The sequence below is a fragment of the Shewanella avicenniae genome, assembly GCF_017354945.1.
GTDB classification, from domain to species: domain Bacteria; phylum Pseudomonadota; class Gammaproteobacteria; order Enterobacterales; family Shewanellaceae; genus Shewanella; species Shewanella avicenniae.
The window spans coordinates 3,185,745-3,207,174 of record NZ_CP071503.1 but is presented as its reverse complement, the minus strand read 5'-3'; the positions used below and the strand labels follow the sequence as shown (position 1 = coordinate 3,207,174).

The window sequence follows — 21,430 nt, the reverse complement described above, 5'->3', positions numbered from 1 at the left end:
AGCATGGCCCTAGCGTTTTCCTGTATTTCGCGACAACTACTTCAAGGCGCACCATTTTATGTGAGCAAAACGCAGCAATGGCCTGCTCATGACGAGGGACAACATCCAGCAGGCGTGAGGCTTAGACTCATTTTTACGGCCGCCGCAGAAGCCGCAGCGATTGAGCAGATTGCATTATTCCCTGTCATAAGTGTGGCCGAAATTCAGCGCCAACAGCCTTTGCTCGCTCTGGAGTTGGTCCTGAGCCAAACACCCTCTGATGCGGCATTGCAGCAATTGCAGCAATTAACGGAAACCGAATATCTGTTGATTACACAAAACACGCCATTGCCAGCATTAACCGTTCCCGGCTTATTAGTGATGGATATGGACTCAACCGCCATTCAAATTGAATGTATTGATGAACTTGCGGCTGCAGCAGGGGTGGGCAAAGAAGTGGCTGAAGTGACTGAACGCGCCATGCAGGGCGAATTGGATTTCGAACAAAGTCTCAGAGCCCGCGTTGCCAAATTGAAGGGCGCTGATCGCGGTATTGTTGAGGCGTTGTGTGCCCGTTTGCCATTAAGTCCAGGGTTAGAGACTATGTTGGCGGAACTGCAAGCCCATCAGTGGCGCACAGTTGTGGCGTCTGGAGGCTTTACCCCGTTTGTGGGACATCTAAAGCAACTGTTGGGGTTTGATGCAGCCTATGCCAATGAGTTGGTGTTTGCAGATGGCAAATTTACCGGTGAAGTGACTGGCAAAGTGGTTGATGCCCAGTTTAAAGCCGACACAGTACTGCGTTGTGCTGCTGAGTGGCAGATCAGCGCGGCGCAAACCATGGCGATTGGCGATGGTGCCAATGATATCCCCATGGTCGAAGCCGCCGCATTTGGTGTGGCGTATCATGCCAAACCCAAGCTGGCCGCGGCTGCCGATGCAGCAATCACCCAGTTGGGCTTACAGGTATTGCCATATTATCTGCAACGATAATTTGGTGCGCAGCGTTGGCGCTATTCAGGCAATGGGTTCAGTTCTGGATAGCGACAGCGCACTTCATCACTGACGTCGGCAATTTCACCCACGCCGACAATCCGCCATAACAAACTTTCCAGTTGTTTGCCTTTGTGCATGGCATGCAGCCGAATATATTCCAATTCCCGTTGCAGATATGATAAATCCGGTTTGTCAGTGGCTGCGCGATAGATCCTAAACGCGACAAACTCGCCAATTTCATCGGCTTGTTTGATGTAATGAATCTCCTGCTCTGGCGAAACAAAACTATCTAAATACTTACAGCGCACCAATTTACGGTTGCTGTTAGGCCCAACGGAGACTGCAAATACTTCAGTAAAGGTGCCATTCTGTTGCGGCCGCAGAGCTCTGATGGGGGCAATAATATTTTGTTTTAAATGGCCATTAGCTAACAAAGGCGACAGGTCAAACAACAAGGTTTGTTCACGCTCGCAGGCAAATCGGTCACTGATGGGGTCGCGGGTCATACCCACCCCAATGGCGGCAATACGAAATGACTTACTGGTTTTTTCAAGCATGTAGGGCACAGAATGCAGATGGCGCATCACTTGGTTTTTCAGAGCATCCGCCAGCTCTTTTACTTCAATATTTTGTTCGCTCAGTTGGTCGAGTTTGGCACGGTTATGAATAATAAGCCGGTTTAAAAACTCCACCCCATTATGCACTTCATGGCCGATAGCGGCGGCCAGATGCAGCGCTAAACCGTTTTTGCGACTTTTGACAATACGGTAGGGCAGTTGTTGCAATTGCGCTTTCGGCGACAGTTCTTGCAGCTTAGGAAAGCTCAGATTGACCTCGTGAATATTCTCTTCACTGAGTGCTTCTGTGAGGTTAAGTTGCAGCCCGCGACTAGAGATATCTTGGGTGACAGCTTCATAATCCTTGCCGTTAAGGTGGATCAATACACTGGTTCTAAAGGTATAACGCGGCTCAATCCGGCGTTCACTAAACTGCATCGAAATTGGCCGTAATGTTTGTTTGGTCAATTTTTTGAGACCAAAACACTTTAGTTCGTTGGCGCTGAGTGATGACTGCCAGCGTTGATATCGCGCTTGTCCAGCCTCACAAGTGCAGTCAACTAGCTGGATTAAATGGCTATAGCGTGCTAGTTGCTGTTCCGTCAACGGTGCGTAATTTTGATCGTCACCCGGCAAAATAGACGCTTTGTAGGTTTGGTTGTGGTCAATTTGGTTGGCGTACATTCGAAATACTCGCCAACCCGATTTTTTAGCTCCAAACCCTAAAAATAGCGGCATCAAGTGTGGCTGTTGTTGTAACTCTGCCAATGTTGCGCCGTAGAAGAACACTCGGCCTTGGGCATGAAATGTAAAACTAAACAGCAGCCCATGTGCTACTTTGTTAGGCTCGCTGATTAACGCATTAATACGATCGCTATTGAGGACGACCGGCAATTGGTTGATCTCATTATCATCGGCAAAGTGATGTAGTAATCCTTGGTTATCATGGCTGAGTAGCACATTGGTGGCGTGATAATCACCTTGTTCATCGCGCTCAACAAATACCGGTAAGTGCGGGTAATGCGGTAAGTAATGGCGTTCAAACCCCATGCCACTGGCATTCACCAATAGATCGTTAATATCAACTTTATAGCGGAATTTAAAGCCGCGGATCAGATTGGTCAGCATCTCTGACAGCTTTTCACTGCCGCCGGCTCGTTTTAGGCGTAAGACGCAATCATCATCTTTGCTACTGGCATCGGCGACCAGATATTCCACACCTTGTTGAAGATCTTCAAAGTAAAACTCATCATTGAGCTCAGTCAGTTTGATCAACAAGGGTTGATTGAGATCGAGGTTGTGTCTGACTGGGATTTTGACACGCGCGCCACCGACGGAGAGATCGATAGTACTACCGGCAATTTCTTTAACCCCAGGTTGGGATACCAAAATCTTAATGCTGTAATTCATCCGCTCTTCGGTACGGCGAATGTAGTTGCCGAGAATAATCCCGCGTACTTTATAGGAATCGTCCGTTTCATCGATGTCGTTTAGCGAGCGTTGGCGACGTTTGCGTTCAGTGTGCATGTTCATCACATGCTCATACACACCCATAGTGTAGTTGTTGCGATAAAGCGCTAAGGCGGTTTCAAAATCTTGCTTGGCCGCTTCATCTAAAAAATGGCGTTGGCCGCCAAAAGATACTTCACTGCAGAGCGCATCACTTTTATCGCGTAAATCGATAACACGCATGCACGGCGAGGCGAGACGGTTGATTTCCATCTTCAACAAAAAGCGAGTTGAGTTTGATTCTTTAGCGGTTAAGCGGGCGAAGATTTCCTCGAAACTCGGTTCCATCATCATCGGCTTGAGCTGTTCAATCAAACTTGCGTGAGCTTCTGGGCTCATCCGTTTCACCTCAAAACAGTGTTACACTGACAAATCTATAGATAACTATCGGCAAAATACAGAGAAACTAAAGCTATATCCACTAGTATCAGATAGTTAAGATAGTGGTATCGTAAATATTTTTCTGTAGCGCAATATTTAGACGGGTATGGCGAAAAATAAAACAGCATATGTCTGCAATGAATGTGGACAAGATTTCCCTCGTTGGCAAGGGCAATGCAGCGCATGCCAAGAATGGAACACGATTACCGAAGTGCGCTTGGGGGCTGTGACCGCCGTCAAAAGCAGTAACTTCAGCGGCTATGCAGGTTCTTCAGGTGGCAGTGTGCAGACCTTAGATCAGATTGATCTAAACGAGGTGCCACGCATTGCGACCGGCTTTGTTGAGTTTGACCGTGTGCTAGGCGGTGGCATTGTCGCGGGCAGTGCGATCTTGATTGGTGGTCATCCCGGCGCCGGTAAAAGTACTTTGCTGTTGCAAACCCTGTGTGGCTTGGCGCAAACCATGCCAGCACTTTACGTTACCGGGGAAGAATCGCTGCAGCAAGTGGCGATGCGGGCTCATCGCCTTAGCTTGCCGACGGATAAACTCAAGATGCTGTCGGAAACCAGTGTTGATGTGATTTGCGAAATCGCGTTACGTGAACAACCAAAAATCATCGTCATCGATTCTATTCAGGTGATGCATATCAGCGATGTGCAATCTTCGCCGGGCAGCGTGGCGCAGGTGCGTGAGTCTGCGGCGTTTCTGACTCGCTTTGCGAAACAAAATGGCATCGCCATTATTATGGTCGGACACGTTACCAAAGACGGTAGTCTGGCGGGTCCAAAGGTACTTGAGCACTGTATTGACTGCTCAGTAATGTTTGAAGGGGATAGCGACAGCCGCTATCGTACCCTGCGTTCGCATAAAAACCGCTTTGGCGCCATCAATGAGCTCGGTGTGTTTGCCATGACCGAAAAGGGCTTACGTGAAGTCGCCAATCCCTCGGCAATTTTCTTGTCGCGTGCAGATGAAGCGGCGCCTGGTTCAGTGGTGATGGTGGTGTGGGAAGGCACGCGGCCACTTTTGGTCGAGCTGCAAGTGTTGGTCGATCAGTCGATGGCTGGCCATCCTCGGCGAATCGCGGTGGGCACGGACGCAAACCGTCTGGCAATGTTACTTGCGGTGTTGCATCGTCATGGTGGCTTGCAGATGTCGGATCAAGATGTGTTTGTCAACGTGGTTGGTGGGGTCAAAGTGTCTGAAACCAGCGCCGATTTAACCTTGCTACTGTCGATGGTATCGAGTTTCCGCTCAATTGTATTGCCCCGCGATCTGGTGGTGTTTGGTGAGGTAGGGTTATCGGGTGAAATTCGCCCGGTACCGAATGGCACTGAGCGTTTGATTGAGGCGGCGAAACACGGCTTTACCCGGGCTATTGTGCCCAAAGCTAACGTGCCAAAGAAAGCGCCTGCCGGAATGGAAGTGGTTGGCGTTGCCAAACTCAGCGAAGCGCTAGATGCTTTGGTTTAATAGTGGCTTAAGATGGTTCAAGCGCAGCGGTTTACTGCGCTTGTTCATGTTCCGTAATGAATTGCTTTAGTTCACGGTTGAGCAGTGACGTATCACCGGTATTAAGCTCAAGCAACCGTCTAAGATGGGTAATACTGTCAAGGTCGATAAACGCGCATTTCAAACCAAGAAAGCCATTATTTTGGTAGACCACATCTGCCGTCATGCGCAATTCGATATCTGAGCCCGGTAGGGTAAAGCCTAATTCCATTGGCTTATCGGTTTGCATCCCATCAGGTTGCTCAACCATTGCGCCATTAAGGCATAAATCATGTAGCCGAGTCTGCCACTCACCTTGCTCATTATGTAAGCTGGCTTTGGTTTCAAACAGAATGCGCGAAAACTTACGTTTATCTTCCATTTTGCGGTATCCACTGATGCCTGAGAATCTGTCTAAATTGTAGTCGCTAAAACTCGCGAACGATATTTAGCTGGCAAATTATTTATGACTTTCTATTTAAGATGAGTAGCTTAGTGTTAATTACATGTCTGGTTGTCTGGGCCTTCACGTACCATTCCAGAAGGACTTACTACAGCACTGCGGGATGCAGTGGACTCATTATTGGGGCAATAGATAAATGTTACAGATTTAGAGGCGTCGGCACCCATGCCATCAGCTCTAAATTCATAGCTGCCTCCTTTAACGTTGTCATTACTGTTGAAAGCATCAACAACCTTTATGACTTCAATTTTGGAATCTTCTGTAAAATAAACCCAAATCCCCTTTTTCCAATCGCTACCACAAGACTTTGTCGAGGACGTTATATCTCCTGCTGCACATACCCATACGGGTCTACCATAGCTCACTGCTTGGTTGCGGGCAAACGCGAGCGTTTGCTGGATTTGACTGATTGAAGAGCTGCCGCGATAGCCATCGTAGAGAGATTTCAACGATGGCACCCCAACGGTCAGTAAAATTGCGGCCACTGCAATGGTGACCATTAACTCGACTAAGGTGAATCCTGCTTGAAACCTTGGCATTCCATTTCTCCGATTGAGCTCGCGCCTATTAAAAATAAGTATAGGGATAGCTGTTCGGCATTGGAATACAAAATAAGCGATATTGAGTGCTTCAACAGTTCGTCAGGTCACTCAGGCGAATACGTCCCGCTTGATTGACCACTATGCCGCGCGCAGGCACATCATCAGTATTGGGACAATAACTCATGGTGCCGTTCATGCCACTGGCGAGTCCCGTTGGTAAAAAACGAATCGCACGGCGGTTAAAAAAGATTTGGCTGTTGCTATCCAGTGATTCCAGTTGATAGAGAATCGTTTCACCGTCATCGAATTGGTAGTTGCCATTAGGATCCGTAAACACGGTAACGCCTTGTTGCCAATTCTGAGCGATACAGCTGTTATTTTCTAATCGGCACAGCGCAACCCGCACACCGTAATTAATGGCTTGGTTGCGTGCCAGCCAGATGGTTTGTTTGAGTTGATTGACGGCTGAATCGGCCTGATAAGTACGCAGCAGTGCAGTCAGTGAGGGAACACCGATACCAAGTAATATACTGGCAACAGTGATGGTGACCATCAGTTCTACCAAGGTAAAACCGCGAGAGTTATCCCGTTTCATAAACAATTCCTTTTGTTTAATTGGCGCATTCCTTGCGCCCGTTTAACAAGTGTAGAAGCTGAAACTGGGATTGCTCGGGCTTACTTAGACGATTATCTAATAACCAAAAACACTGGTTATAGTTAAATTTTGGTCATCAAAGACGGTTTTCCGTAACAGTGCATGTTAAGCTTGCCGCAATCGTGCATTATTAAGGCATAAAGGAGTACCTGATGAAAAAGGTAGAAGCGATTATCAAGCCATTCAAATTAGACGACGTACGTGAAGCGCTCGCGGAAATCGGCATTACTGGCATGACAGTGGTTGAAGTAAAAGGGTTTGGTCGTCAAAAAGGCCACACTGAGTTATATCGCGGCGCAGAATATATGGTTGATTTTCTACCTAAGGTGAAAATTGAAGTCGTCATCAAAGAAGAACTGGTAGAACAGACTGTCGACGTGATTGTTGATATCGCGCGTACCGGTAAAATTGGTGATGGTAAAATCTTTGTCACTGATGTGGAACGCGTTATCCGTATCCGCACTGGTGAAGAGAACGAAGAAGCTGTTTAATAGCGCTTTCTTGTCCTGCAGAATACAAAAGGGCTGGTAATTACCAGCCCTTCTTTTTATTCGGTGCGACCATTATCTAGATGTGTCGAGCATTAGTCTTGCCATTTGGTGTCCAGATATTCGGTCTCCATATGCTCGTCAAAGTAGCGACGTTTGGTGTCGCGACGACGTTGCTTAACTTTCTTACTACGTGGCTTGCCGCGCAGTTGCTCATCATCCCATGATGAATCTTCTTCATCAAAATAGTATTCGCGTGACATCTTACTGTTCCAATTCACAGTGCAAATATTGCACGCACTCTTTTTACCTAAAGCAAACAGCAAGCTAAAGCGAAAAATTTCGTGATTTTCGGTCAGTAATTTTCACCAGCCCTCGTCACTGAATGGCTGGTTGACACGGCTAACACCTATGAGATACGGCGCATTTTTGCCACAAACATTCCATCGCTATTGGCATCAAATGGCCAAATGGTCAGAAATTTTGTTTGAGCACCGTTAAACGGGTGGGTTAACTCGACTATCTCAAATTGTGGATGATTGGCTAAAAAGGCTGATACCAGTTGTTGGTTTTCAACATCGGTAATTGAACACGTCGCGTACACCAAGCTGCCATTGAGTGCTACCGCTGCTGCAGCTTTGGTCAAAATACTCAGTTGCAATTGCGCGCTCTCATGCACAGTGTCTTCGGTATCTAACCAGCGCTGATCAGGGTTGCGGCGCCAAGTGCCCGTGCAGCTGCAAGGTGCATCGACCAATACACCATCAAAACTCGCAGCGCTGACCGGTAATTCATCGTTGTGCCACGCTTGTAAGTGGATGTTGTTAAAGCCAGCGCGTGATGCTCTTTTGGCTAATTCATTCATTGCTGCAGGGCGAATATCGGACGCTACAATTTGGCCGTCACCCGCACCATTTTGCACCATCAATGAAGCAAGTTGCAGGCTCTTACCACCTGCACCACAACAGGCATCCCACCAACGTTGAGCTGGCTGTGGCTGACAGACTTGGCCGATAACTTGCGATGCAAGATCTTGAATTTCCAATTTACCCGTTTGATAGAGTTCAACTTGCTGCAGATTAAGACTTTTATGACCCAGCGATAATGTATCGGCGAATGGGCCTGACGCGGCATCAATCTCTAACGCGCGTAATTGCGTAACCGCGACATCACGGTCAATCTGCTGTGCTCGAGCCCAAATTGGTGGTCGTTGGCAAAGGGCATCTATCAATGCCTCTTGTTCGGAAAAATCCTTGGGCAGCAGTGGCCAAAGCCATGCCGGTACCAGTTGTTCTGCGGTGAATTCACCCTCGGCAAACAGCTGATTTAGCCAAGCGCATCCGCTTTGCACATCTACAATGGTGCAAGACGGCGCAGCAAACTCCGCCAAACTTGCCCACGCGTCGCTGATATCTTGCCACGGATGTTGCTCAAGCTTGGCTGTGAAATAAAGCTGTTGTAATCGCAACTGCTGCGTTGCTTCGGGTTGAGCGGGGATGCGCTGCAACCATCCCCACCAACGGAACAGGCCAAACAGCGTTTCACGAATAATGCGGCGGTCTTTCGCACCATGCTTTTTGTTGGCTCGAAAATAATCTGCAATCACTCGATCGGCATTTTTCTTGGTGGCTAATACCTCATCAAACAACGCAATAATGGTAGAGGCATAGCTAAAGGCTCTTTTTTCAATCGGGGTCATTTACAGATTCCAGCAATGTGCGCCAAGGGGCGCGGAGTATAGCAAAAAACGGCGCGAGCGGCTTAATAATCCAACCCTAACGCAAAGCATAGATAGCCCATCAGTTTTTGCGTGGCTTTGAATTCTGCCGCACAAAAATCAACAAAATCATCGGCAGTGATCTGCGCGCGGCTTAAGGGTTTTATCGCGATAAAGTCTTTGCGTTTAAGTTCTTCAATTAACGGATGTTGTTTATCAAACCCTTTGGGGGGGCGCTGCAACTTATCTCCATCAAGGGTAAAACCGCCAGCATGCAGTTGCTCGATGGCTTTGAGGTAGCTGTTGGGATTGTCATCAATACATTGACGGAATTTGTTCAATTCAGGCCCCGCTGGATGCCAACAGCCTGCCGCCAGAAAACATTCCTCTTCTGAAATATGCACATACAATCCTGGCGCATGCACATCGCCCACTTGAAAATGGCGAAATTGAATACCGACATTCAGTTTATAGGGCGATTTATTGTGGCTAAAACGGGTATCTCGTTGCGGCCGCATTAAGCTACCGCCAACTTTTTTGGCTACAGCGGTTAGCCGTGGCGACATGGCATAAATATGCGGCTGCATTTGCTCAATAAATTGCAACGCAGGGGTGCGCACGTCATCTTCATAGGTTTGTTGATGCTCTTTAAACCATGCGCGTTCGTTGTTGTGTTTGAGTGCGTTTAAAAACGTAAAAGTGCGGTCTGAAAACATGCAGTCCTCGTAACTATTCAGGCTATTTTATAGCGATATCGGCTTCCAGCTCGATGTTAGTGCAGCCTTTGGTGCAGCGAATGGTGCCGTTGATATCACCTTTGGCACTGGGCATTTTGGCGGTCAGAGATTGCCTACAATGTTCGCAGAGGATGGTTTTTCCTGCGAGCAGGGCTTTAATCATGCGTTGCTGTTGCTTAAAGGACAGGCTGTTGCGTTGGTTGAATTCAGTAAAATTCGGTGCGTTCATCTGGGTATCGACCTCGTTGTGCTGATAAAGCCGATTATACGGGGTTAGTTTAGCTGGCATCAAACCAATAAAAAGGCTCGCACTTGGCGAGCCTCAGTCAATCACGCAATCTCAATTACATTGCGTTTTGGAAGATTTGGCAGATCTCTTCGTGAGTTGCTTGTTTTGGATTGGTAAATCCACAGGCATCTTTCAGTGCGTTAGTCGCCAGCACTGGAATATCTTCCGCTTTAACGCCGATAGATGTCAGGTTGGCCGGAATATTGATGTCTTTCGCCAGTTGTTTGATGGTGTCGATCGCGGCTTGTGCGCCTTCGGCATCGCTCAATGTTGATACGTCGACACCCAATGCCTTCGCTACGTCTTTCAAGCGTGGTGCAGCAATTTGTGCGTTGTACTCTTGCACAAAAGGCAGCAACAGTGCGTTACAAACACCGTGTGGCAGATCGTAGAAGCCGCCCAATTGGTGTGCCATTGCGTGCACATAACCTAAGCTGGCGTTGTTAAATGCCATACCCGCCAAGAATTGTGCATAGGCCATCTGCTCACGGGCTTGGATATTGCTACCGTCAGCAACGGCATTGCGCAGATTGTCGCGGATCAGTTCAATCGCTTTGATGGCGCAAGCATCAGTAATTGGGGTCGCTGCGGTTGAAACATAAGCTTCAACGGCGTGTGTCAGTGCGTCCATACCGGTTGCTGCTGTCAGGCCTTTTGGCTTTTTCAGCATCAATTCTGGGTCATTGACTGACAGCAACGGGGTAACGTGCTTATCAACAATCGCCATTTTGATATGACGGGTTTCATCAGTGATGATGCAGAAACGGGTCATCTCACTGGCTGTACCTGCGGTGGTGTTGATGGAGATCAGCGGCAGTTGTGGCTTGGCTGATTGGTCAACTCCTTCATAGTCACCGATGGTGCCACCGTTAGCGGCAACCAATGCAATACCTTTGGCACAATCGTGTGGTGAACCACCACCAATTGAGATAACACAGTCACAGTTGTTTTCTTTTAACAGCTTCAATCCCGCTTCTACGTTAGAAACGGTTGGGTTTGGATGGACGCCATCATAAACCGTTGCTGACAGACCAACGCTTGCCAATTTGTCAGCCACTTTCCCTACAATACCAAACTCAACCAGCGGCTTGTCGGTCACGATCAGTGCATGTTTAAAACCAAGAGATTTGATGTCATTAACGGCTTCATCAACAGAGCCTTGGCCGAGAATATTGACTGATGGGATAAAGAATTTTGTTGCCATGTTTAAAACCCCCTACTGGCATATATGTGAGTTACATCTCCTTTTGCGGCAACTGGTTTAACAGAAGCATTTTCTAAAGTAAATTAATTTAAATAGCTAATATTCCTTTTGTTAAGAAACATTGATCAAGATTAAGATCACGTTTCAAAAAATTATGTGACAGCTGACAAATGCTATGGTTAAGGATTAGGCTAACTGTTTTGTTTTGGCTGTGTCTTTTTGCTGAAACGCGAAAAATCTCGGCTGTTTTTCTGTGGCACAAAGCGGATTTTGATATGCTCTGGTCATCCTCGTGGATAACCACAACTGCTGGTGAGTTATTGAGCTAATGGAAAAACATCAACTGCTGCTGATCTCGTTGCGAAAAGTCATTCGCGCGATCGATTTACATAGTCGTCAGTTAAGTAAACATTCTGGATTAACTGGTCCGCAATTGATGGTGATGCAGCGCATTGCTGCATTGGGTAATCCTTTGGTTAAGCAGATTGCCGCTGATATCAATCTGAGTCCTGCCACGGTAACGTCGATTATTGACCGTCTTGAAAGTAAAGGGTTTGTCATTCGCGAACGCTCCACAACCGATAAACGCAAAGTGCATTTATTGTTAAGTGACACTGGTCGCGCATTATTAGATACCGCACCTGCGCCGTTACAAGAATACTTTATTGAACGTTATCAATCGCTTGAAGATTGGGAACAAAGTCAATTATTAGCTGCGGTAGAACGTATTGCCACCATGATGGATGCTCAAGAGCTTGATGCCGCCCCGGTACTAGTGGTGGGGCACATTTCTGAAGATGAGTGATCCCATTTGGTACTTTCTTGTCCATTTCGCGCTATTTTCACGAATTGCTATTCCGGCGGCAGATAGGAATCTGCTGCAAAATGCGCCAATATATGTTTAAGATGAATTTTTAAGCAGATATTGGCAGATATCATTCAAAATTTGCACTTGTTTGGTGAACTAGTGCACGTTTTTGATTCATTATCTTCTCTATTTTTTTCAATATTTACGTCATAGTCTAGTGAGATTATGGTGCAGTACTATTGTAATTGACTGATTTTTAATGAGTACAAAACGGGATTGATATCAGCTAACTCTTTGCTGGGGTTAGCGTTTGCTTCTGGCATGTAACCTGCTGAATATTTGCCCTTAGAAGCGGTCATGGAGAACTACGGATGGATCTAGACAAGTTGCTTTATCTGCAAGGTGTCGGAAATAGCTTTGTAGATTGCGACGGTATTTATCATGAAATTCCATTGGAAGATCGTGTGAATTTGCTGCGGACTATGTGTGGCAAACAACTGGCGCAATATGAACAATCCGCGGCAGAAGATGGATTTGCAACTTGGGTAGATGCGCGTATTGATGAACTTGATGCCGCGCCTTGGCGTAGCTTATTACGCGCTTTTCAATGGACCTCCGCGCAACAACCGCTGCTTACTTTTCAAGTGCCAGCTGACTATGTCGGTGAGCTGCTGTTACAGTTTAATGATGAGCACAATGGTGCTGTAACGCTGCAATTTAATGTTCAAGCTGCTGCTGTCTGCGGCGATTATTTTACCGATAATCAATACTATGTTTCGCGCCAATATCCGCTGGCTGATTTGTTTGCCGATGCTGGATTAACTTGCCCAAACGCAGGTTACCATCGACTCAGCTTGGCATATGCCGATACGTCTGAAAGCCACGCCGAAGGGCTACTCGTGATTGCTCCTGAGCAGGTGTATGGCGCAGATTTAACTGCCATTGCACCTTCGTGCAGACCATGGGGGATTAGCCTGCAACTGTTTTCGCTGTGGCAGCCTGCTATGTCTGGCAACATCCCCACGGCGATAGCCGATTTTTCGGTATTGGCCGACACTGTGACGCTTTTTGCTGAGCAGGGCGCGGATTTTTTGCTGCTTAATCCATTGCATGCGTTACCGCTACATAGTCCCGAAGAAGCCAGCCCCTATAGCCCTTATGACCGACGTCGCATCAACCCTTTATATATCTCGCTCGCTATGACCGAAGAGGGGAAAACCGATGCCTGGCGGCAGCACCTACCTAAACGTATGCCCAAAACGGACAGTGGCACTGAGTGGATTGATTACACCGCTGCCGCTAAGGTCAAAGCGGCTGAATTAAAAGCAATTTATAAGGTGTTTTGTGGCTACGATAAAGCAGCGCAACGGCGAATCGCCTTTAATGAGTTTGTGGCAGAGCACGGCGATGCATTGCTGAAATATGCCGAGCAGCAGGCAGCACAAGCGGTTGCACCATGGCTGAAAAATAGCGAGTTTTATCTCTACCTGCAGTTTGTGGCAGAGGAGCAGCTGGCGGCGTGTCAGCAGTTAGCCTTGCAGCGTGGCATGAAGATCGGATTAGTGCGCGATATGGCTGTCGGTGCTGTGGGAGGTGGCGTTGAAGTTGCTCAAGCCGGAGAGCAGTTTTGTACGCAAGCCAGTATTGGTGCACCGCCAGACCCGTTTGCGCCACAAGGGCAAAACTGGGGACTGACGCCGTTAGATCCTGTAGGGCTAAAACAGCATAATTTTGAGCACTTTATCGATTTACTGCGCAGCAATATGTGTCACTGTGGTGCGTTACGGATTGACCATTTTATGGGGTTATTTCGCATCTGGTGGTGGCCAATAGCGGCTGCAGGCGCGCCACAGCCGGGTGGCAGTTATATCTACTATCCGTTTGACGCCATGATGGCCATCTTACGGCTAGAAAGTCATCGTGCGCACTGCATGGTGATCGGTGAAGATTTAGGGATTGTGCCGCCTGAAATTAAGCAACCTATGGTTGCAGCGGGGATTTACTCCAACGAGCTGTTCTATTTCTGTACTGATGATTATCATTTTTCTCAGTATGCCGGATACAAGCACCCCAACGACTACAAATATCATTCGTTGATGATGTTAGCTAACCATGATGTACCGACGATGGCGGCATGGTGGACGGGCAAAGATTTAACCATGCGTGACCAGCTTGGATTACTCAAAGAGGGCGAGTTGGCGCAGTTGCAACAGCGACGAGAAACCCAGCGTCAGGGCGTTTTACGTTGGTTAGCTGAAATCGCGCAATGCGATGTTAGCGATACACATTTTACCCATTTATTACCCCGATGGGCTGGGGCGGTTGCCGCTGGCCAATCGCAGCTCTACAGCGTGTCATTAGCCGATCTATTAGCCGAAGAAGATGCCATCAATATTCCTGGGACCAGTACCGAGTATCCCAATTGGCGTCGCCGCTACTCGCAATCGGTGACAGCGCTATCTCAGAATGAATTGCTTAACCGCGTGTTGGCTGAAATTAGGTCCGCGCGGCGCACACAGAATTAATCAAGTTTTGACAGGAGGATCAGGAGATGAAGCAGGAGATGTCAGAAACAGTCTCAGAGAACGTAGTTTCAGCAACATCGACAAGCAATGCTCCAGACAATATCTGTCCGGAATATGGTTGTGCCCGGGCACTTGCCAATGGCAGTCATGGCGATCCCTTTAGTTGGTTGGGGATGCACCTTGTTGATGCGGAAAAGAAAGCGTTAGTGGTGCGGGCAGTGTTGCCCGGTGCCCTAAAAGTTGATGTTTTAGACGAAAAAACAGGTAAAAAGGTCGCCAGCTTAGATCCCGTATCAGGGGCTGAGCCGCTGTTCGTCGGCAAGATGGGCCGGCGGGTGAAGCCATTCCCCTATCTGTTGCAAGTGACTTATCCCGCGGCTGAACATACACTGCGCGATCCCTACGCTTATGGCTCTCAATTGAATGATGATGATGTCTATCTGTTTAATGAAGGGCGTCAACAGCAAGCTTGGCAGTTCCTCGGGGCTAACTGGCACCAAGTTGAGGATGTAAATGGTGTGCTGTTTTGTGTGTGGGCGCCCAACGCGCAATCAGTATCCTTAATTGCCGATTTTAACTATTGGGATAAACGACGGCACAGTATGCGTAAGCACCCTGCATCAGGGATCTGGGATATTTTTATTCCAGAGCTGCAGGGATTGGAACACTACAAATTTGCCATTCAAACCGTTGGCGGCTGGCATGAAAAGGCTGACCCATTCGCACGGGCGATGGAGCCACCTCCACACAACGCGTCAATCGTGCCAGTGCACGAATCTTGGAAATGGCGTGATAGCCAATGGATGAAAAAGCGCGCCAAAACTGTTTGGCATCAAGCACCCGTCAGTATTTACGAAGTGCATCTAGGCTCATGGCGCCGTAAGGGCGCCGATGGCCGTGAATACATCAACTACCAAGATGCTGTTAGCCATTTAATCCCATATGTCAAAGAGATGGGCTTTACTCATGTCGAGTTTATGCCACTCAGTGAATATCCATTTGATGGCTCGTGGGGTTATCAGCCTGTGGGCATGTACGCGCCTACTTACCGCTTCGGTGATGCTGCTGGTCTCAAAATGATGATCGATGAATTCCACCAAGCGGGGATAGGGGTGATTTTGGATTGGGTGCCCGCGCACTTTCCGAAAGATCCGCACGGATTAGGCAATTTTGATGGCACTTGTTTGTATGAACACCAAGACCCACGTCGTGGCAGTCACCCTGATTGGGATACCTTGATTTATAACTACGGCCGCAAAGAGGTACAAACCTTTTTGCTCAGTAATGCCTGCTATTGGCTGCAGGAGTTCCATATCGATGGTTTACGCTTAGATGCGGTCTCTTCCATGCTCTATTTGGACTACAGTCGCAAAGCCGGAGAATGGACACCAAATCAATTTGGCGGTCGCGAAAATATCGAAGCGATTGATTTCTTAAAAGATCTCAATACCCGTCTGTATGCCAGTTATCCTGGCATCATGATGATTGCTGAAGAGTCCACCGCATGGGGTGGCGTTAGCCGTGATGTCAGTGGTGGCGGTTTAGGCTTTGGTTTTAAATGGAACATGGGCTGGATGCATGACACTCTGTGTTATCTCGGTCGTGATCCGGTGCACCGCAGTTATCACCACCATGAGATGACCTTTTCTATGGTGTATGCCTACACCGAGCAATTCATTTTGTCGTTAAGCCATGACGAAGTGGTGCATGGCAAACGCGCACTGATCGAAAAGATCCCCGGTGATGATTGGCAAAAATTCGCGACTTTGCGTGCATATTACGGCTTTATGTGGGCCCATCCCGGTAAAAAACTGATTTTTATGGGTGATGAGTTTGGTCAACGCCGTGAATGGCAACATGACTTCAGTCTTGACTGGCATCTGCTGCAATATGCGCCTCATAGCCAATTAAAACAGTGGGTTGCAGATCTAAATAAACTCTATGTTGAGCAGCCTGCACTGTGGTTGCAAGACATGGACGGCAGTGGCTTTGCATGGTTGGACTGCACCGACGCTGCCAGCAGTGTGCTAGCATTCTGCCGTTTTGATGGCAAAGGCAAAGCCGTTGTGGTGGTGAGTAATTTCACCCCAACTGTGCGTGAAGGCTATCGTGTCGGCTTGCCGCATTGGGGCCAATATCGCGAATCTCTCAACAGTGATAGTGCCTATTATGGCGGCTCAAATGTGGGCAACGGCGGGGTTATTCACAGTGAAGAGCAACCTTGGCAGGGCATGTCTCATTCAGCGGTAATTACACTGCCACCGTTATCAACCGTCTATTTCACGTTGGAGAGTGAATAATGTTGATGCGTAAGGGGCAACCTTATCCCCTTGGCAGCTCGGTGGTGCGCGATGCTGACGGCAAGGTGCAAGGGGTAAACTTTGCGCTGTTTTCAGCGCATGCCACTGAGGTTGAATTGTGCTGTTTTGTGCAGGACTCCAGCGGTCACTGGCAAGAAACCGTGCGCTTTACCCTGCCTGAACACCGGCAGCAGATCTGGTGCGGTTTTCTTGAGGGCGCAGATGTCGGTTTACGCTATGGCTATCGCGTCAAAGGGCCTTATCAACCGCACCTCGGCCATCGATTTAACGCTAACAAACTACTGTTAGATCCCTACACTCGTTGGTTAGATGGCGCCTTACAACCTGGGCCTTGGATGCTGGGCTATGCCCGCATTGATGACACAGGCAAGCCGCTTGATGTGGAACGTCAACTCGAGCTGCCCGAAATCGAGCGCGATAGTGCTAATCGCCCGCGAGTTGCCGCTGATGGTGACATCGGCGATGACACCTTACTCAACAGTGTTGATAACGCCTGGGCAATGCCGCGTTCCGTGGTGATGGAAGATACGCCTTTTGGGGGCGAGCGTTTGCCGTCGCGGCCATTGGTCTCTGAAGTGATTTATGAGCTGCACGTGAAGGGCTTCACCCAGCAATTCCCCAAGTTGGATGCGGCGCTAAAAGGCACTTACGCAGGGTTAGGCAGCCCAGAAGTGATTGAATATATTCAATCACTTGGCGTGACCTGCGTAGAACTGCTACCCGTTCATAGTTTTTTTTCTGAGCCATTTTTAAATGACAAAGGAATGAATAACTACTGGGGTTACAACAGCATCAACTTCTTCTGTCCTGAGCGCAGTTATTGCGCCACCGATGATGGTATTGCTGAGTTCAAGCAGATGGTGGCCAATTTCCATCAGGCTGGGATTCGGGTCATTTTGGATGTGGTTTATAACCACACCGCTGAAGGCAATCGCCTTGGGCCAATTTATAGTTTTCGCGGTATAGATAACCTCAGTTATTACCGTTTACACCCCAACGATAAACGCTTTTACATCAACGACACCGGTTGCGGTAACTGTCTTGATATCAGCCATCCTCGAGTATTGCAGATGGTGATGGATTCGCTGCGTTACTGGGTTTCAGTGATGGGCGTTGACGGTTTCCGCTTTGACCTCGCCAGTTGTTTAGGACGTGAGCCGAACGGCTTTTCGACCGGTGCGGGCTTCTTTGATGCGCTGCTTCAAGACCCCGTTCTTAGTGGCGCAATGATGATTGCGGAGCCGTGGGATATCGGTCCTGGCGGTTATCAGTTAGGGCAATTTCCTCTGCCATTTTCTGAATGGAACGACCGTTACCGCGACACTGTGAGACGATTCTGGCGTGGCGATCATGGCATGTTGCCAGAGCTGGCGCGGCGTCTACACGGCTCGGGTGATCTGTTTGAACATTCTGGTCGTGGTCCTTGTAGTTCAGTGAACTTTATCACCAGTCACGATGGCTTTACGCTGGCCGATTTGGTCAGTTATGTGCAGCGCCATAACCTTGATAATGGTGAAGAAAATCGCGATGGCCATCATGAAAACTTCAGCGCTAACTATGGTACTGAAGGGCCAACTGACGACGTTGCGATCATCGCGCTACGTCAGCGCCAACAGCGCAATATTATGGCCACACTTTTGCTTTCCCAAGGCGTGCCTATGCTGTTGGCGGGCGATGAACAAGCCAACTCCCAGCGCGGCAACAATAACGCTTATTGTCAGGATAGCCCAATAGGCTGGCTTGATTGGAGCGAGGATGTCGCTGCCGATGAGATGCGGCAGTTCTGTCAGCGGGTGATTGCGCTGCGTCGCCAATCAAGCATCTTTCACACGCGCGATTTCATTCACTCATCTGAACCTGCTGATAGCGAAGTTCTCGCTTGGTACGACCGCCACGGTGAAGCCATGACTTGGAAGCATTGGGCTGAGGGGCAATGTCGCAGCTTGCAGTTGCTACAAAAGATGACCGATGAAGACGGCAATGTGGAAATGTTACTGCTGATGCTGCATGCCGGCGAAGAGGAATACGAATTCGTGGTACCAGAGGTGATAGTCGGCTGTCGCTGGCAACCTTTGCTCTGTACCAGTTCAACAACTGGCGAGCCGCAACATCCCGAGGGACGTTATGCTGCGGGTAAATCGCTGCTGATCGAACCAAGATCATTAAAGCTACTGGGCGCCGTAATGCCGGGTGAACAGGAATATGGAAAAAGGAGTAACGCATGACTGAAGAGTCAAAGAAAACGCCAAGCAAAAGGTCGACTACGCGCACTACTGCAAAAGCCGCGACCACGAAATCTGCCGCTCCTAAACCCACAGCAGGATGCGAACCGTGCGATTCGTTGAAAGTCGCGTTTGAACGGCAATTACGTTACGACTTAACCCGAGATGAGCAGTCCGAAGCCAGCATGTTCCATGCTCTTGCTATTGCAGTTAAAGAGCAATTGCTGGATGACTGGCGCGAAACTCGTAAAAAGGACAATCAGCAAGGCAAGAAACATGTGGCGTATCTGTCGCTGGAGTTCTTGATGGGGCGTGCCATGGGCAACGCGCTATTGAACATGGATCTGACCGATGAATGTCGCCAAGTATTAAATGAGTATGCGGTATCGCTCGAAGCCTTGGAGCAACAAGAGCACGATGCTGGTTTAGGGAATGGTGGTTTAGGCCGCTTAGCAGCGTGTTTTCTGGATAGCTGCGCCACGCTGGATCTGTCAGTCACTGGCTATGGCATTCGTTACGAATACGGCATGTTTGTGCAAAAGATTGTTGATGGCTATCAGATTGAACAGCCTGACCGTTGGTTGCGTGATGGTAATCCGTGGGAAGTGCGAGTGCCGCAGCACAATGTCACAGTGAAATTTTTTGGTCACACCCACAGCTATGTGGATGCCACTGGCCGCCGTCACATGTTGTGGAGCGATACTCAAGATGTGGCTGCCGTGGCCTACGATATGCCGGTGCCGGGGTATCGCAATGGCCGGGTTAACACCTTGAGATTGTGGAAAGCCGAAGCCACCAACGAGTTTGATTTGGCCGAGTTTAACCAAGGGGATTACACCGAAGCGGTGGCCGCTAAAAACTTGGCGGAACAGATCACCATGGTGCTCTATCCCAATGACAGCAGTGAAAACGGCAAAGAGCTGCGCCTGCGGCAACAGTATTTCTTGTCATCGGCCAGCTTGCAGGACTTGTTGCGCAACTGGGTAGCGCAGCATGGCATGGATTTCAGCGAATTTGCCAAACTGAATGCGATTCAACTGAACGATACGCACCCCGCGATTGCTGTCCCTGAGTTAATGCGCCTGCTGGTGGATGTGTATGAAATGGATTGGGATCCGGCGTGGGCCATTGTGACCCAAAGTATGGCCTACACCAACCATACGTTACTGCCAGAAGCGTTGGAGCGCTGGCCAGTACGCATGTTCCAGCATATGTTGCCGCGGATCATGGAGATCATCTTTGAGATTAACGCGCGCTATTTAGATCAAGTGGCCCATCGTTGGCCAGGCAATATCGACAAGCTGCGTAATATGTCGATTATTGAAGAGGGACCAGTGCCGCATGTTCGCATGGCCTATTTGGCAATTGTGGCGTCCTATTCGGTGAATGGTGTGGCGGCATTGCACACTGAGTTGCTGATGAGTGGCTTATTCCGCGATTTTTATGAGTTGTGGCCAGAAAAATTCAACAACCGCACCAATGGCGTGACGCCAAGACGTTGGCTGGCTCACTGTAACCCGAAACTCGCGTCACTGATCAGCAGCAAACTCGGCGATAGCTGGGTCACGGATTTGTCTAAACTGGAAGGGCTCAACAAATTTGCTGACAACAAAACCTTTGGCGATGCTTGGTACAAGGTGAAACAGGAAAACAAAGCGGCGTTGGCCAAACTGGTGGCGGAACGTTGTTATGTGAATTTCGACACCTCAATGATGTTTGACGTGCAGGTAAAACGGATCCACGAATACAAGCGTCAGTTGCTGAATATTTTGCATGTTATCCATTTGTATCAACGCATTATCAATGGCGATACTCAAGGTATGCAGCCACGATGTGTGTTGATTGGGGGGAAAGCCGCACCAGGTTACGCCATCGCCAAGTTAATCATTAAGTTAGCCAACAATGTGGCGCATATGATCAATTGCGATCCTAAGGTCAATCCTTGGCTGCGGTTTGCATTTTTGCCGGATTACAACGTATCGGCGATGGAAGTGATCTGTCCGGGCACTGATCTGTCGGAACAGATTTCTACTGCCGGTAAAGAAGCGTCCGGCACCGGCAATATGAAATTTATGATGAATGGCGCGATGACGATAGGCACCCTCGATGGCGCCAATATTGAGATGTTAGAGCAAGTCGGCGAAGAGAATTTCTTCCTGTTTGGTCTTAATGCAAAACAGGTAGAAGAGTTACGCCGCCATTATCGACCATGGGAATACATTGCCGCTTCAGAGGCGCTGAACGGGGTAATGACATTAATAAAGAGTGGCCACTTTAGCTTACAAGAACCCGGTATTTTTGAACCATTGGTGATGGCAATTGAATCACCGACCGATCCTTGGATGTTGGCTGCCGATTTTGAAGCTTTCCGCTTAGCGCAACTTGATGCAGCTAATCTCTATCAAGACCGCCAACGCTGGACAGCCATGAGTATAAGAAACACTGCAGCGAGTGGTCGCTTCTCGAGCGACTTCACCATTGCAGGTTATAGGGATCATATCTGGAAAGCTAACTAGGCTATCCATTAATTTAGGTTTGGGGAGAC

Annotated in this window: 18 protein-coding genes; 8 read left to right on the top strand and 10 right to left on the bottom strand. The window is 48.5% G+C overall.

Translation table 11 applies throughout. The annotated features are described in order from the left end of the window. Positions 1–3 precede the first annotated feature (3 nt). Entirely contained in the window at positions 4–972 is a 969-nt protein-coding gene (gene serB, locus JYB87_RS14220) for a phosphoserine phosphatase SerB (RefSeq protein WP_207354125.1), read from the top strand. Between the two features lie 20 nt (positions 973–992). Here serB and JYB87_RS14215 read toward each other — a convergent pair whose 3' ends face one another. After that, complete coding sequence (locus JYB87_RS14215) at positions 993–3,380, bottom strand: PilZ domain-containing protein (protein WP_207354124.1); 2,388 nt, start codon at positions 3,378–3,380, stop codon at positions 993–995. Positions 3,381–3,528: 148 nt separating this feature from the next. Here JYB87_RS14215 and radA point away from each other — a divergent pair, with 148 nt between their 5' ends. Then, on the top strand, positions 3,529–4,896 hold the full coding sequence (gene radA / locus JYB87_RS14210; RefSeq protein WP_207354123.1) for a DNA repair protein RadA: 1,368 nt from the start codon (positions 3,529–3,531) through the stop codon (positions 4,894–4,896). A gap of 31 nt (positions 4,897–4,927) precedes the next feature. Here radA and JYB87_RS14205 read toward each other — a convergent pair whose 3' ends face one another. From JYB87_RS14205 to JYB87_RS14195, 3 genes are all read right to left on the bottom strand, one after another. Next, the gene (locus JYB87_RS14205) at positions 4,928–5,296 is read right to left on the bottom strand and encodes a PilZ domain-containing protein (RefSeq protein ID WP_207354122.1); all 369 of its coding nucleotides are present in this window, start codon (positions 5,294–5,296) and stop codon (positions 4,928–4,930) included. Between the two features lie 116 nt (positions 5,297–5,412). Beyond that, the gene (locus JYB87_RS14200; RefSeq protein WP_207354121.1) at positions 5,413–5,916 is read right to left on the bottom strand and encodes a GspH/FimT family pseudopilin; all 504 of its coding nucleotides are present in this window, start codon (positions 5,914–5,916) and stop codon (positions 5,413–5,415) included. Positions 5,917–6,007: 91 nt separating this feature from the next. Then, the gene (locus JYB87_RS14195; protein ID WP_207354120.1) at positions 6,008–6,514 is read right to left on the bottom strand and encodes a GspH/FimT family pseudopilin; all 507 of its coding nucleotides are present in this window, start codon (positions 6,512–6,514) and stop codon (positions 6,008–6,010) included. Positions 6,515–6,726: 212 nt separating this feature from the next. Here JYB87_RS14195 and JYB87_RS14190 point away from each other — a divergent pair, with 212 nt between their 5' ends. Continuing rightward, complete coding sequence (locus tag JYB87_RS14190; RefSeq protein ID WP_037439230.1) at positions 6,727–7,065, top strand: P-II family nitrogen regulator; 339 nt, start codon at positions 6,727–6,729, stop codon at positions 7,063–7,065. Positions 7,066–7,157: 92 nt separating this feature from the next. On the opposite strand, the gene JYB87_RS14185 is transcribed toward JYB87_RS14190, so the two are convergent. From JYB87_RS14185 to yiaY, 5 genes are all read right to left on the bottom strand, one after another. Continuing rightward, positions 7,158–7,325 (bottom strand): small highly charged protein, encoded by a 168-nt coding sequence (locus JYB87_RS14185; protein ID WP_207354119.1) that lies wholly within the window; start codon positions 7,323–7,325, stop codon positions 7,158–7,160. A 146-nt stretch (positions 7,326–7,471) separates the two neighbouring features. Continuing rightward, on the bottom strand, positions 7,472–8,761 hold the full coding sequence (locus JYB87_RS14180; protein ID WP_207354118.1) for an RsmB/NOP family class I SAM-dependent RNA methyltransferase: 1,290 nt from the start codon (positions 8,759–8,761) through the stop codon (positions 7,472–7,474). Between the two features lie 62 nt (positions 8,762–8,823). After that, positions 8,824–9,495, bottom strand: coding sequence for a DUF2461 domain-containing protein (locus tag JYB87_RS14175; RefSeq protein WP_207354117.1), 672 nt, complete (start codon positions 9,493–9,495; stop codon positions 8,824–8,826). Positions 9,496–9,517: 22 nt separating this feature from the next. Continuing rightward, complete coding sequence (locus JYB87_RS14170; protein ID WP_207354116.1) at positions 9,518–9,745, bottom strand: hypothetical protein; 228 nt, start codon at positions 9,743–9,745, stop codon at positions 9,518–9,520. 115 nt (positions 9,746–9,860) lie between these two features. Beyond that, entirely contained in the window at positions 9,861–11,009 is a 1,149-nt protein-coding gene (gene yiaY / locus JYB87_RS14165) for an L-threonine dehydrogenase (protein ID WP_207354115.1), read from the bottom strand. 328 nt (positions 11,010–11,337) lie between these two features. Here yiaY and JYB87_RS14160 point away from each other — a divergent pair, with 328 nt between their 5' ends. Next, a complete protein-coding gene (locus JYB87_RS14160; protein ID WP_207354114.1) occupies positions 11,338–11,814 on the top strand; it encodes a MarR family winged helix-turn-helix transcriptional regulator in 477 nt (158 codons plus the stop codon). A 239-nt stretch (positions 11,815–12,053) separates the two neighbouring features. On the opposite strand, the gene JYB87_RS18795 is transcribed toward JYB87_RS14160, so the two are convergent. Continuing rightward, positions 12,054–12,176, bottom strand: a complete 123-nt coding sequence (locus tag JYB87_RS18795; RefSeq protein WP_267459550.1) for a hypothetical protein — start codon at positions 12,174–12,176, stop codon at positions 12,054–12,056. 12 nt (positions 12,177–12,188) lie between these two features. On the opposite strand from JYB87_RS18795, the gene malQ reads away from it, so the two are divergent. The 4 genes from malQ to JYB87_RS14140 are packed head-to-tail and all read left to right on the top strand — an operon-like array spanning position 12,189 to position 21,401. Continuing rightward, positions 12,189–14,342, top strand: coding sequence for a 4-alpha-glucanotransferase (gene malQ / locus JYB87_RS14155; RefSeq protein ID WP_207354113.1), 2,154 nt, complete (start codon positions 12,189–12,191; stop codon positions 14,340–14,342). 26 nt (positions 14,343–14,368) lie between these two features. After that, positions 14,369–16,642, top strand: coding sequence for a 1,4-alpha-glucan branching protein GlgB (glgB, locus tag JYB87_RS14150; protein WP_228729876.1), 2,274 nt, complete (start codon positions 14,369–14,371; stop codon positions 16,640–16,642). Then, on the top strand, positions 16,642–18,888 hold the full coding sequence (gene glgX / locus JYB87_RS14145) for a glycogen debranching protein GlgX (protein WP_207354112.1): 2,247 nt from the start codon (positions 16,642–16,644) through the stop codon (positions 18,886–18,888). Before glgB ends, glgX begins: the two co-directional genes overlap by 1 nt. Continuing rightward, positions 18,885–21,401, top strand: a complete 2,517-nt coding sequence (locus tag JYB87_RS14140) for a glycogen/starch/alpha-glucan phosphorylase (protein ID WP_207354111.1) — start codon at positions 18,885–18,887, stop codon at positions 21,399–21,401. Before glgX ends, JYB87_RS14140 begins: the two co-directional genes overlap by 4 nt. Positions 21,402–21,430 lie beyond the last annotated feature (29 nt).